Origin of the sequence: Cryobacterium sp. Y29, assembly GCF_002929825.1 — a bacterium.
In the GTDB taxonomy this organism is placed as follows: domain Bacteria; phylum Actinomycetota; class Actinomycetes; order Actinomycetales; family Microbacteriaceae; genus Cryobacterium.
The window spans coordinates 1-13,508 of the sequence record NZ_PJJN01000037.1 but is presented as its reverse complement, the minus strand read 5'-3'; the positions used below and the strand labels follow the sequence as shown (position 1 = coordinate 13,508).

Genomic DNA, 13,508 nt, shown 5'->3' with positions numbered 1-13,508 from the left:
CGTGAAAAACGCTATGCCAATTTCGTCCCTCGCGACAACTAAAGGATTGGTTGGTGGGCCGTTCGGCTCATCTCTCGTTGGTAGTGACTATGAACTGGCCGGGGTGCCCGTAGTTCGCGGTACAAATCTTGGATTTGGAAAATACCTTGGGGGCAGTTTCGTATACGTTTCGGAGGAAAAGGTTGCACGTGATCTGGCCCGAAACACAGCCGCGCCCGGCGACATCGTCTTCACGCAGCGCGGGACTTTGGGGCAGGTCGCGTTGGTGGATGATTCTGGTTCAAGCGAATACGTTGTTTCCCAAAGCCAGATGAGACTCCGCGTCGATCCGGAGGTCGCCGTAGCAGAATTTGTGTATTACGCATGCAGTACGAATCAATTTCTCAAGCAAATATCCGACAACGCGATTTCAACCGGCGTCCCGCACATCAACTTGGGAATACTCGGGCGGTTAACGGTCCCACTCCCGAGCCTTGCGGCACAGACTGGGATCGTGAACGTGCTGGGCGCACTCGACGACAAGATTGCCGCCAACAACAAGCTCATTACAGTGGCCGAGGAGCTGGCGATTCTCCTCGCGGGGCAGATCAAGCCGACCGTCGCCGTTGGCGATCTTGCCAACCATCTAAAACAGTCTGTTGTTCCGTTGCTTCTAGACGCTTCGTGCGTGGCGCATTTCAGTTTGCCCGCCTATGACATTGACAAGTTGCCAGCATTGACTCTCCCGGCTGATATTTTAAGTTCTAAGTTTTTAATTGCTCAGCCTTCGGTTCTAATCTCTAAACTCAACCCGCGATTTCCGAGAGTTTGGAATGTCGCAGATTTACCGATCGAGACGGCTCTTGCCTCCACCGAATTTCTCGTTCTGGACCCTCTTTGGTGTTCCACGACGGTCCTCTGGGCCATCTTGTCGCAGAACGAGTTTGCGATAAACCTCGATGGCAAGGCAGCTGGAACCTCGGGCAGCCACCAGCGTGTGCGCCCCGATGATCTCCTAGCGACGCTCGTCGGTGATCCGCGTCAAATGCCTGACGGTGTCAAAGCTCGTATAACAAACATTGGCCTGACTGCGTTGGAAAGGAGGGCCGAAAATAGGTCACTCGGCGCAACCCGCGACGCCCTGCTCCCACAGCTCATGTTGGGCAAGCTACGCGTCAAAGACGCCGAGAAAACGCTCGCGGGCGTGCTGTAATGCCCACCCTGAAGTCTGGCCCCATCCGTTGATCGAGCTTGCCGAGATCTCCATCGACCAACGCGACCCGCGTTGCCGCCGCAGCCAGCGTCGTGCGCATTGCGATCTCGGCAGGCTCGATCAGCGGAATGGTTGGGTTGCCGAGACTGCTTCCACTGGTCGATTGCGATCACTGACAGGGTCGAACAGCGGAATGGTTACGGCGTTCGGCAGGATCGATTGGCGGGGTGATTACGCCGCTCAATTGTGCAAGGCAGCATTGCACAATTGCCGTGGCGCCCGCCGAGGAACGTTGCAACGGCCTGTTGCAATATTTGTGCAGAGCTCTGCACAACTAGCTTTCACCAGCGTCAAAGTATTGAGGGGATAGGCAATGACGATCACGACATCGACTCCAGCACAGGGGCTGTCGGAAGCGGCGTGGGAGAACTTCGCGCTTGATCAGCTGGGGGAGCCGCTCGGCTGGCTTCCGCTGCCCGGCGAGAAGATCGCGCCGGGCACGGGGGAGCGCGAGTCCTGGAGCGAGCTGCTCATTCGTCCGCGCCTACTGGAGGCGCTGCGCAACCTCAACCCGACCGTGCCGGTCGAGTACTTGCGGCAGGCGCTCGCCGAGGTGACATCGCCTAAGTCGATGGATGCGATCACCGAGAACCAGCGCATGCACGAGTATTTCGTGCATGGGTTTCCGTTCAGCTACCTCGATGCCAGCGGGGCCGAGGTGAGTCCTCGCATCCGTTTGCTCAGTTCTGACCCGGCGCAGAACGACTGGCTGGCCGTGAACCAGGTCACTCTCGTGAAGCCTGACGTGAAGCGCCGGTTCGACCTCGTGCTGTACTGCAATGGCATGCCGGTGAGCATCATCGAGCTGAAGAAGGCGGGCAGCGAGCGGGCAACCGTTGCCGCCGCGCACGCCCAGCTGCAGACCTACCTGCGCGAGTTTCCGATGGCGTTTCGGTTCTGCGTGTTCACGCTGGCCTCCGACGGGCAGTCGGCGGCGTATGGCACGCCGTTCACTCCGCTCAACCATTTTTCGCCGTGGAACGTTGACGACGGGGGCGTGCCGGTGCCGCCTGACAGCACCACGCTGCTCGGCGACGCGGTCACCGGACTCGACACCGCGCTGGCCGGCCTCTACAACCAGGACAATTTTCTGCAGCTGCTCACCTATTTCACCGCGTTCGATGAGGGCGACGACGGCCTCACAAAGCGCATCGCCAAACCGCACCAGTTTTTTGCGGTGAACAAGGCGGTCGCGAGCACCGTGCAGGCCGTGGCCAGCAACGGCAAGGCCGGGGTGGTCTGGCACACGCAGGGCTCGGGCAAATCGATGGAGATGGAGTTGTACACCAACCTGGTGACGCTGCATCCGAAGCTGAAGAACCCGACCGTGGTCGTGATCACCGACCGCAAGGAGCTCGACGGGCAGCTGTTCTCTTCGTTCGATCGCAGTCTGCTGTTGCCGGGCAAGCCGGAGCAGATCCTCAAACGCTCCGACCTGCGGCAGAAGCTGAGCGAGCGCAACACCGGCGGAATCTTCTTCACCACGCTGCAGAAATTCGGAATCAGCAAGGCGGAGAAGGATGCCGGGATGGAGCATCCGCTTCTGTCAGACCGGCGCAACATCATTGTCATCGTCGATGAGGCGCATCGCAGCCACTACGACGACCTCGATGGGTATGCCCGGCACCTGCGGGATGCCCTGCCGCACGCGACGCTAATCGCGTTCACCGGCACGCCTATCTCCTTCGACGATCGCAACACGCAAGACGTGTTCGGCGACTACATCGACGTCTACGACCTTTCTCGCGCGGTCGACGATGGCGCGACCGTGCCGGTGTACTTCGAGCCGCGCCTGATCAAGGTGTCGCTGGCAGCTGACGTCACGGAAGAGATGCTCGACGACGCGGCCGACGACGCCACCCAGGGGCTCGACGAAACCGAGCGGGCCCGCATCGAGCAGAGTGTGGCCGTGGTCAACGCGGTCTATGGTGCGCCCGAGCGCATCGCAGCTCTCGCAGCGGACATTGTGGCGCACTGGGAGAACCGACGCGGTCGCATGATCAAGTTCATCGACGCACCGGGCAAGGCCATGATCGTTGGCGGAACCCGCGAGATCTGCGCCCTGTTGTATGAGGCGATCGTTTCGCTCAAGCCCGACTGGCATTCCGCTGCGCTCGACCAGGGCGTTATCAAGGTCGTGTATTCCGGGGATGCGACGGACCAGCCGCCGGTTTCAAACCACGTGCGGCGCACCTCGCAGAACGATGTGATCAAGGCGCGGCTGAAGAACGTCGACGACCCGCTCGAACTCGTCATCGTGAAAGACATGATGCTCACCGGCTTCGACTCGCCGCCGCTGCACACGCTTTATCTCGACCGGCCGCTCAAGGGCGCGCTGCTGATGCAGACGCTCGCGCGGGTGAACCGCACCTTTCGCGGCAAGGAAGATGGGCTGCTCGTGGCCTATGCGCCGCTCGCCGAGAATCTGTCGAAGGCGCTCGCCGAATACACAGCGGATGACCAGACCGGCAAGCCGCTCGGCCGCAACATCGACGAGGTGGTCGCCCTCACCGAGACACTGGTCGAGACCCTGCGCGGTCTGCTGGCCGGGTATGACTGGAAAGCCGTGCTGCATAAGGCCGGACCGAAGGCGTACCTGAACGCGGTGACCGGTTCCGTGAACTACCTGCGGGCACCCGGCACGCCCGGCAACCAGATCGTCGAGGGTGAGGAGACCCTCGGGGTGAAGTACCGCCGATATTCCGGGCAGCTGTCACGGGCTTGGGCCTTATGCTCGGGGTCGCAAAATCTGGCGGCGCTGCGCCCAGAGGTGCAAATCTACGAGGAAATCCGGGTCTGGATGGCCAAAGCGGATGCCCTCGAGCGGCAGTCCCGCGGCGAACCGATTCCCGAGGAGATTCAGCGGTTGCTGGGGGAGCTGATCTCGTCCGCAACGTCGTCGGGTGAGGTGCTCGACATCTACGAGGCGGCCGGCATGCCGAAGCCGTCGCTAAGCGATCTGACGCCGGAGTTCGTGGCCAAGACACAGCAGGCGCGCAACCCGCATTTGGCGATTGAAGCGTTGCGCAAGCTGCTGACCGAGGAGGCTGTGGCATCCACTCGCAACAACATGGTGCGGCAGCGCGCATTCTCGGAACGGATCACCGAGCTGATGAACAAGTACACCAACCAGCAGTTGACTTCAGCCGAGGTGATCGCCGCGCTCGTGGAGATGTCGCGGGAGGTCGCCGCCGAGTCGCAGCGTGGTTTGCACTTCAAGCCGGCGCTGACGAGCGATGAGCTGGCGTTCTATGACGCGGTCGCGCAGAACGAGTCCGCCGTGGACCTGCAGGGCGAGGGCAAGCTGGCCGACATCGCGCGCGGTCTCGTGCAGGTGATGCGACGCGACGTGCGCACCGACTGGACTGTGCGCGACGACGTGCGCGCCAAGCTGCGCTCGTCGATCAAGCGGCTGCTCGTGCTGAACGGCTACCCGCCCGACCAGCAGCCCGGCGCGATCAAGCTGGTGATGGAGCAGATGGAGTCGATGGCGCTGCGATTCAGTGGAGAGCGTACAGAAAATGTCGTCTGAGCCTGAACTGCGGAATGTTGCAATCCTGGTTGGGAACGGGCTAAGTGTGGCGTTCAACCCGGCCCTCAACCTTCGGGTGATAACGCAGGAAATGACCGAGCGAATAAGTAGAGCATCTGAAGGAGGATCCGACGTCGTTGCCGCGATGAAGGAGATTGCGGTGCACGCCTTGCCTGCGGGCGCAACCACGGATGACGATTTCGAGCTACTTGTCGGAGCGTTCGGGTCCGAGAGCACCACTTTAGGACACCTGCATAAGTTGGCGAAGCTAGTCTCCCCGCTCGATGAGACCCTCCGAGAATCAATAGTCAGAGTTACCGAGTTTGCTGAGCGAGTGCGAGACACGGGTTTGAGCCATGTTCTCGAAGTAATTTATGAGCGTTCGCATGCCTACCGGGAGGATGCTCATTCGCTCCACTCGCTTGTGGGTGCGATAACCAATGCCTTTCCAGGAAAAGTTGTCTTCGGAAACTTGAACTACGACACGCTGCTACTCTCGGCACTCCTTTCCGTTTGTCAAGATGGTTTGGCGGATATGGGATACGGCTGGAAGGACGTAACTATATCGAACGATGATGGTACTGAATTTCCAGTTGCACGGCTGCGACGCAAGCCGTCGGATTTCCCGTCGACCAGGCGAGTGCAGCTCTTGCATTTGCATGGATCGCTGACTTTCTGGACTGACCGCGAAAAGAATATTTTCGTGAAGGTGGAAGCCAGCCGGCTAAGAGGCAAAGCCTTTTGGGAAGAACTAAGGAATGATGAGACGCGGCTGCGGCCTGTTGTGGTCCTTGCGAACCAGCGCGACAAAACTGCCCAAGTTACTGAATTCCCTTTCGCCCTCGCGTATCAAATGTTTGATAACGGTCTTGGGGCCAGCGACCATTGGCTCGTGGTGGGCTATTCGTTTCGGGACGACGCCATTAATGATCTTCTACGCACGGAATTTGCAGGACGAAAGGCAAAGCCTCGCGTCCTCGTCGTCACATACGGTGATCTGCTCACGAAGATAGAAGTGGAGAGAGCGTTTGGATGGAACGCGGAAGACAATGATTCAAGTTATTGGCTTCAGATAAATCGCGCCGGGGCAGATGGGGTCGAGAATAGTGCCGATTGGGAGGCATTCACCTCTGTCAAGGAATTCTCGGCGGCGGCGGCGGCGGCGTCGTCGGTTGTTGGCCTCACGGCTTGAATGACGCGTAAGGCGGACGGCGTCTTGAACTCTGTCGCCTTGGGAACGCAGATCAGGTTTGCTGGGCTATCCGAATCGAAGGCACCGGTGCTCCTGCGGCACTTGCGACCTCAATAGAAGGGGCGTCCAGCCTCCCACGCAATATGCAGTCCCACGCCTCTTGCAGATCGAGGCGGACTAGGCATTATCGCTGCAGAAGTCACAGGCCGCGGCGTCGATGCAAGTGATTCGCGAAGGTGACTCCTGTTGAGTAGCGGAGTGTCGATATCGGCACCTTCACCGTGAAAGAAGCCCAGTCGTGAACCTGCGGGCATCCTCATCTGATATCTCGAATGTGACGAATGCGAAGCGGTGTCTTTGGTGGGCGGAGGGGGAATGAACGACGGATCATCCCTCAATCCGTCTTGACGATCGCATGTCGATGGAATAATCGCTGTCATAATCAAGGACATATGGCGACCTCAACTAAATCCCCCGATGTCTACGCGTTTCCGCTCTGGTCTGACGAGCCCGCTGAACAGGATCTTCTTGCATTTCGGGCAGTTGCAGAGACCGTAGCCGACGCCATCTTCGATGACGACCTAGATCCGATAGCAATTGGGCTATCCGGTTCGTGGGGGAGCGGCAAGACTAGCGTTCTTGAGCTGCTCGTCGACGAGATCACGACTCGGTCGAAAGCGCACGAGGGTAAGGTGCTCGTCGTGTCGACGCAGCCATGGCGGTACGACCCCTCGGTCGGTCCCAAGGAGAGCCTCATTGCAGAGGTTCTCGGAGTTCTCAATGGCGAGTTCAACCTTGAGGACCCAGTCGGTAAGGCAGGTCTTGAGGCTTTCAAGAAGCTCGTTCGGAAGGTCAACTGGACCAAGGCGGTGAAGATGGCAGCTCGCACTGCCATCACAATGCAGCTTCCGAATGTTGATGACATCTTTGGCCTCGTTAATGACGAACCAGAGAGCCTCGACGGCGAGAAGGGTATGGCGGAGTTTCGTGAGCAGTTCCAGGCGCTGCTTGCCGACCCTGCACTTAGGCACATCTCTCGTGTGGTTGTGCTGGTAGACGACCTCGACAGATGCCTTCCGGACACCGTTGTCGAGACGCTTGAGGCTATTCGGCTGTTCCTGTCCGCCAAGGGGATGTCGTTCGTGATTGCTGCGGATGAGGACCGCGTGGCCGACGCGATCCAGCAGAAGCTGAAGACTCCCGTCGATGAAAAGAACGACGAGAGCCCGGCCAAGCTCTATCTCCACAAGATCGTTCAGACTACGATTCCAGTTCCTGCGTTGAGTCGGTTCGACACCGAGGCGTACCTATTCCTCCTGCTTGGAAAAGTGGGGCTTGACGATGACGCCTACGCAAAGTTGGTCGTGCAGTGTGATGCGCTCAGAATTTCAGGTGGTGGACTGGATGCTATCGAAGTGCTGGAGGGAAGCTCACTCGCTGATCACTTGGTAACAGCTGCGCGTCTGACCCCAATCCTCTACGAGAAGTTCCACGGGAACCCGCGGCGCATCAAGCGCTTCCTCAACGACCTCAACGTCCGTAAGAGCATCGCATGGCGGCGTGGTTTCAAACTCGAGCCTGCAGCGGTCGCCAAGCTGATGGTGCTCGAGCGAATCCTGACGGACGACTTCAAGATGGTTCTCGACTGGCTTGCCACGAATCAGCTCCGGGACAAACTGGAGGCGTTGGATGCTCTGGCGAACGGAGCTCGTGGCTCCGCGGAAGCGGAACTTCCGGCGGAGCCCTCCGATGCTTCAGAGAGTAAACCCGGAGACAAAGCGCAGCGCACTCCGGCCGCCTCGGATTTGCCGACTCCGCCGCCGCCCAGTCCGGACGAGGGCTTCAGCGACACTTTGCGGCGTTGGGCGATACTCCCGCCTGCCCTTGATGCAGCTGCGATCGCTGGGTACCTGTATCTCGCAGCCTCCTTCGCAAAAATTGAAGTCATCGATTCTGGTCTTCCCGAGCGTCTTCGCGATCTTGCCTCTTCCCTCACCTCCTCTCTCAAGGTCGACCGATCGGGTATCACCGAAGCATCGTTGAAGGCGCTTCCAGAGTCTGACGCACGAACGCTCGTGGATTTCCTGGGACGACGAACTCGCGACCAACCGTCGATTCAGAAGTTCTCCGTGGAGAGCCTTCTTCGGATCGCCGACGCCCAATCGGCCGTGACTGCGGACGTCATACGCGCACTTAAGTCGGTGCGTGGCATCGACATCGAGGCCGCAACGGTCCTCAAACTGCGTCCACTGGATTCAGGGACGTACGGGCCTGTGCTTACACTTTGGAAATCTGGCGCGCAGCTTGAACCCGTCCTCAGGTCGATCACGGTCGTTGAGAAGGCGTGGGAAGTCCATGGGAACTAGTGGCTCATTCGGCGGTAGCGGTGGCACCGACGCCAAGGATCTTCGCGACAACATCGCGGCGTGGCTCGACGGTGATGGTGCTGGCTTCGGGGGCGATGACGGTGCGCCCGCAACAGACGGTGATCCTGACGGATCTTCAACGAAACCTCAAGGTGCACCAGGTGCCTCTGGTCCAACCATTGACCTTCGGCCTGCGGTTCGCCTTCTCTTTCGTTCAAGGGGCGGCGCAGGCGACGGTCCCGGGAGTGGGGGCGGGGGTGGCACGGGCGGCGGCGGGCGGTCCTCAGGCGGCGTAACTCGATCAGTCGGGCGCATCTCTCGCGCTGCCGGGCGGGCTGGACGACTCGCTCTCGCATACTCCTCGGGTGACCGTACTGCTTTGCAGAGCGCGGGACTCAATTACGACGAGCTTCGCGCTCTCGGCGACCCGGTTGCCATCGGAATCAAGATCGTCGAGGCGGCGTTTGAGGCTAAGGCGGACAGCACGCTCGCGGACGCCGAGGAACGTGACATTGTTGCGGAGGTCGTGGCCTGGATACTCGAATACCCCGCGGATCGCCTGCCGTCCCCCGAAGATATCGTCCGAAAGTCCATCGAAACCACCATCGTCGAGACGGCGCTAACAGAGATCTCATCCTCGCTTCACGACAAGGGCGCCTCCTTCTCCGAGCGGCGGAGTGTCGAACAACAGATCCGCGACGTCGCAGCTGAGTACGCGTCGCAGGCAGACTTAAGTGCCACGGGTGCCACGGAACTGGAGATGGCTACGGCGATCGAGACTGGGATTCGAGACATCGGCATGATTTTTGGAGTCGACCAATGAGCCGCCTTATCTTGTCGCTGTCCGAAAGCTCGGCGCAGACAGCGCTAGAGGACGGTATGTATGACGAGGTGTTCCTTTGGACAAACAACGATCGAACAACTTTCACCGGCTCGAACGGACCCTTCCTAGCCGAGCTCGGTGCAGTCAACCCGATCAACGTCGATCTGGTGCGCATCGCCCTCGCCGTGCTTGCGTCCGACCGGTCGATACTCCGCGAGCGCGGTGGGTCAAGCTGGAACGCGCGTGACTTCGATCTGACCATCGAGGTCGCCGATCCTGCACGTTGGGGAGCAAACGTCGACGATTTATCCGCCATAATCGGATTCCTCACTGGTGATCGATGGGCGTTCACCTTTGCCCAAGCGCCAGCCATGGCGGCACCGCAGCTCCCCCTTGAGGGCTCGCGACACGAGCGCACGATCCTTCTGAGCGGCGGCGCAGACTCCGCCGTAGGCGCCCTCATTTCAGCGCTCGATTTAGGCCCGGACAGTTCCCAGGCCCTAGCCTCACACTTCAGCTCTACTGCGATTTCACCGGTCCAACGTGAACTCGTGTCGGTGATTGAGAGGCTTGTCCCGGATCAAGCACAGGTCCACCATCAGTTCCACCTGAGCCGCGCGGCGAAACGCTTAGACGGCACCGCCTTCAGAAATGAATCGTCAACGAGATCCCGATCGTTCCTCTTTCTCGCTCTCGGCTTGGCCGTCGCCGAACAGGCACAATCGACTCTGTGGATCCCCGAGAATGGCTTTGCTTCGCTGAACCCGCCTCTCGGGCCCGACCGCCGAGGGAGCCTCTCAACCCACACCACCCACCCTCGATTCCTCCGCGACCTCAGCTCGCTTGTCAGAAGCCTCGACGGGCACGGTGCGCTGGAGAATCCGTTCGAATCGATCACAAAGGGGGAGATGTTTCGCCGACTCGCCGCGTCGATCGGCGTCGACGAAGCATCGACATATCTCAGCGCGACGAACTCCTGCTCACACACCGACGGTCGGTACAGCGGGGCACCGGCCGGCTCCTCGTGCGGGGTGTGCTTCGGGTGCCTTGTTCGACGCTCGGCCTTCGTTGCCTCGGGCGTTCCCGATATGACTACCTACCTTGTTAATGACCGGACTGGCCAATTCGATGATTTCGTGGCAGGCAAGAGCATCGTTGAGCCGATGCGCGACTTCGTCTATCGGGGTGTGCGCCCCCGCGATGTGATGGTGATGTCGCTGCCAGACGACTATGCGGCACAGGACGCGCTCGCCCTCTGCGCGCTCGGCGTCGACGAGCTTCGGGGCGTGGTTGGATGACTCCAACGCTTCCACCGCTCGATCTTCATGCGCACGTGAAGACCACGATCCCGGCTAGAGATTTGGAACGACTTGGTGCCGTGGTATTTGTTGCGACGCGGTCGCTGGACGAGTTCGCATCGACGCAGCAGCGGCATGATGCCGTGACTATATGGGGTGTGGGCTGTCACCCCGGAGTAGTAGCCGCGCAGAACGCCTTCAACGCTGCACGATTTGCTGGGCTCGTTCTCACGACGCCTTTCGTTAGCGAGGTTGGTCTGGATGGTCGATCGAAAGTACCATTGGACCAGCAGGAAGCGACGTTCCGTGCTGTCCTTCATGAACTGACCAAGATCCCTCGCATCACTTCCATCCACAGCAGTGGAGCCCCTCGTCGCGTACTGGAGGCATTATCAGCGACGCCTGTGCGCGGAGTTGTCCTTCACTGGTGGCGCGGTACATGGGCGGAAACGGCACGTGCGGTGGAGCTCGGTTGCTGGTTTTCGGTGAATGCCTCCGGGATCAAGACTCCCGCTGACGTCGCACACATCCCGCTCGATCGCGTACTGACCGAGACTGATCATCCGTCAGGCGACCGTGGAACACCCGAACCCCGCCAACCAGGATCGGTGCAGCTCGTCGAACAAGCCCTGGCCGAGATCCACGGAATGACCGTCGCTGATATTCGACAGCAGATATGGGGAAACTTTTCGAAGTTGGTGGCCGACGTAGGCGTCGAGCCTCTTCTTCCAGGCCCTGTTCAGCGAATGGTCGCGGCAGTAAGGAATCGGTAGATCTTGGCAAATCGCCTGCGAAGCGGAATCGAATCTCAGCTGGCGCTTACAACGACTGGATCTCAGAGAAACCATTGGAGGTTGGTCCGATGACGACCATGCGAGCACCCAAAAACAATGCCAAGGGGACCTCGGGCCAGAGCTATGTCAAGGCTCAATTTGAGGAGATCGAGTGGGGTGTCGCTCCCAACCCAGAGCATGACCTCGGCACCGATCTGCTTCTGATGGCTCGGGACGCAAGGCGATGGGACCTCGGGGCGCTCGTCGGTGCCCAGGTCAAGAACTGGAGCCTGGATTTCGCGGAGCCTGATGTCTACAACGGAGTAGACGGATGGTGGTTTGCCGCAGATGAGGAGCATTTTGAGTACTGGTTGACCCATCGAATCCCCCACATCCAGGTCTATTACGACAAAGGTGGCAAGGTCTCATACTGGGTTCACATCACCCGTGACGCCGTGCTCAGCACCGGCAAGAGACGCAAGATTTTCGTTCCCAAGGCGCAAACGGTCGACGCCGAGCATCTGGATGAACTAATCGCTGTGGCGACGAGTGGGCCTACGGGAGAGACCTGGGAGGGTAGCGCCTGGGCGCCGGGTCAGGAGATCCCGAGTACATCGCGCTTCCGATACGCAATGATCGTGCCGCGACTGATCGCGCCCCACGGCAACGTCAGGCCAGAAGGGGCACGGCGGCAGAGGGCATTGCGCTGTTGACGGCCTTTCGAATAGGAGAAATCCGTTATCAATACCGGGAGATTGAACCGCTACTCAATCCTGAGGCAAGCGCAGCTAGCGATGACTCAGATTGGAAGTTCTTTGCCGCGCTTTCTCGTTGGGTTGAGCGTGGGAATCGCGACGGGCTCGAATCTTTGGTTGACCACGAGCTGGGTGCGGAGCTGAGGGCAGCGCATCGCGTCGCGCTGGCGGCGGCGTTCTACGAAGACGGGCTCGTCACCGAGTCCATTCGACTCATTGATGATGCCCTCACCGATTTCGATGACTACAACACAGTGGATCACGCGTGGTTGACGATGCACCTTGTGCGAAGCCTCGTTCAGGCTGGCGATGCGGAGCGCGCGCACGGGCTCGCTTTCGAGGTTTCGGCTATTGGGCGGATCGCGCCGGGCGACCCGACTGCCCAGCAGCTTGCTGGCGTTGCGGCGGAAATGCTCTTCTCTCTTGCAGGTTGGGCCTCAGGGAAACTCGAGACGACCGTGAAGGCGCGAGATACGGTCGCGTCGTGGTGGCGTTCTCAAACCATGAATGCTGGCCTCGCGACGTACTTGGAATCTTCATTTAACCGATGGGCCGAGGACCGCTCTGTAACATTCGGCGCTACGGACCAGACGTGGGCGAAGCTGCGATCCGCATCCCTCATGTCTGGCTTTGGTGCCGATACGCCAAGCTGGAGCAACGCCGTGAGGCTCCTCGCGCAGTACATGCTTCTCGGCGAACCGGGGCCGCAGCAGATCGAGGGGGCCATCGACCTGCTACGTATCTCAGGCGCTAGCAAGCAATTGAAGTTGGCCATCAACCGGACGCTGGAGTACGGCCCGACAGATGGGCTCGAACGTGTTCTGACGAAGTTGGATCTCGAAAAATCGACTAGGTCTTCAATAAAGAACGACCTTGAACTGATCGGACGATGCGCGTCTATCCTCGTGCCGAACCAAGCCGATGAAATTGTGATGTGGTTGCTAGCTGAGATCGCAGACCCGTCGGCCCGAGCCACGAGACTTCGGTTGCAATTCCTCTACGTGAACCATCTGGTCGATGTCCTTTCGAGCGTATATGTCGCTTGTACGTCGACCGGGCGGGCGTTGACTAGGGCGCATGCCTCCGCGTTACCTGTGATCGAGGACCAGTCAATCGCCCACGCCTACGCGAAGCTCTTGGGCTCCGTCGCAGTCGAAGATTGGGCGAACGCGAGTATTGCGCTCTTCACCGCGCGTGGCGAAGGTGACAACTTCGAGCTTCGCGATGGCATCGAACGACTGGTTGCTCAGCGGGATGCTGACTATCGGCTCGGTCTAGTCGAACGAATAGCGACAGGAGATCTATCAGCGTTAGCTAGTTGGGGTCGAGTTACAGATCTTCCCGAGCATGCTGCTAAAGGGATGATTGCGAGTCTGAGCGACTCGTTGTCGAGGATCACTGCGTCCGCACGCACTGGCGCGTTCGGCTTTGGCGGGGCCCTACGTGCCAGGGTTGGGTGAGGCCAGTAGCTAACAGCAAGTCCGCCGTTTGACGTAGGGCGAGAATCAGGAATCATC

General features: G+C 59.8%; 10 protein-coding genes. All 10 read left to right on the top strand.

All coding sequences use genetic code 11. The features are described from left to right. The first annotated feature begins 1 nt into the window (after position 1). The 10 genes from CXY74_RS15065 (at position 2) to CXY74_RS15025 (ending at position 13,451) form a co-directional block, all read left to right on the top strand. The gene (locus tag CXY74_RS15065; protein ID WP_146070164.1) at positions 2-1,192 is read left to right on the top strand and encodes a restriction endonuclease subunit S; all 1,191 of its coding nucleotides are present in this window, start codon (positions 2-4) and stop codon (positions 1,190-1,192) included. Between the two features lie 373 nt (positions 1,193-1,565). Then, complete coding sequence (locus tag CXY74_RS15060) at positions 1,566-4,784, top strand: type I restriction endonuclease subunit R (RefSeq protein WP_104201189.1); 3,219 nt, start codon at positions 1,566-1,568, stop codon at positions 4,782-4,784. Continuing rightward, positions 4,756-5,976 carry an SIR2 family protein gene (locus CXY74_RS15055; RefSeq protein WP_146070163.1) on the top strand — a complete coding sequence of 407 codons (1,221 nt, stop codon included), beginning with the start codon at positions 4,756-4,758 and terminating at the stop codon, positions 5,974-5,976. The genes CXY74_RS15060 and CXY74_RS15055 overlap by 29 nt, the downstream gene beginning before the upstream one ends. Positions 5,977-6,428: 452 nt before the next feature. Next, the gene (locus CXY74_RS15050; RefSeq protein WP_104201187.1) at positions 6,429-8,342 is read left to right on the top strand and encodes a P-loop NTPase fold protein; all 1,914 of its coding nucleotides are present in this window, start codon (positions 6,429-6,431) and stop codon (positions 8,340-8,342) included. 71 nt (positions 8,343-8,413) lie between these two features. Then, positions 8,414-8,638, top strand: coding sequence for a hypothetical protein (locus CXY74_RS17765; protein WP_233193445.1), 225 nt, complete (start codon positions 8,414-8,416; stop codon positions 8,636-8,638). 83 nt (positions 8,639-8,721) lie between these two features. Beyond that, positions 8,722-9,165 carry a hypothetical protein gene (locus CXY74_RS17760; RefSeq protein ID WP_199183257.1) on the top strand — a complete coding sequence of 148 codons (444 nt, stop codon included), beginning with the start codon at positions 8,722-8,724 and terminating at the stop codon, positions 9,163-9,165. Next, positions 9,162-10,463 carry a hypothetical protein gene (locus CXY74_RS15040; RefSeq protein WP_104201185.1) on the top strand — a complete coding sequence of 434 codons (1,302 nt, stop codon included), beginning with the start codon at positions 9,162-9,164 and terminating at the stop codon, positions 10,461-10,463. The genes CXY74_RS17760 and CXY74_RS15040 overlap by 4 nt, the downstream gene beginning before the upstream one ends. Positions 10,464-10,498: 35 nt before the next feature. Then, on the top strand, positions 10,499-11,236 hold the full coding sequence (locus tag CXY74_RS15035; protein WP_199183256.1) for a TatD family hydrolase: 738 nt from the start codon (positions 10,499-10,501) through the stop codon (positions 11,234-11,236). Between the two features lie 89 nt (positions 11,237-11,325). Next, complete coding sequence (locus tag CXY74_RS15030) at positions 11,326-11,949, top strand: DUF4365 domain-containing protein (protein WP_158252375.1); 624 nt, start codon at positions 11,326-11,328, stop codon at positions 11,947-11,949. Continuing rightward, the gene (locus tag CXY74_RS15025) at positions 11,946-13,451 is read left to right on the top strand and encodes a hypothetical protein (RefSeq protein WP_104201182.1); all 1,506 of its coding nucleotides are present in this window, start codon (positions 11,946-11,948) and stop codon (positions 13,449-13,451) included. Before CXY74_RS15030 ends, CXY74_RS15025 begins: the two co-directional genes overlap by 4 nt. The last annotated feature ends 57 nt before the right edge of the window (positions 13,452-13,508 follow it).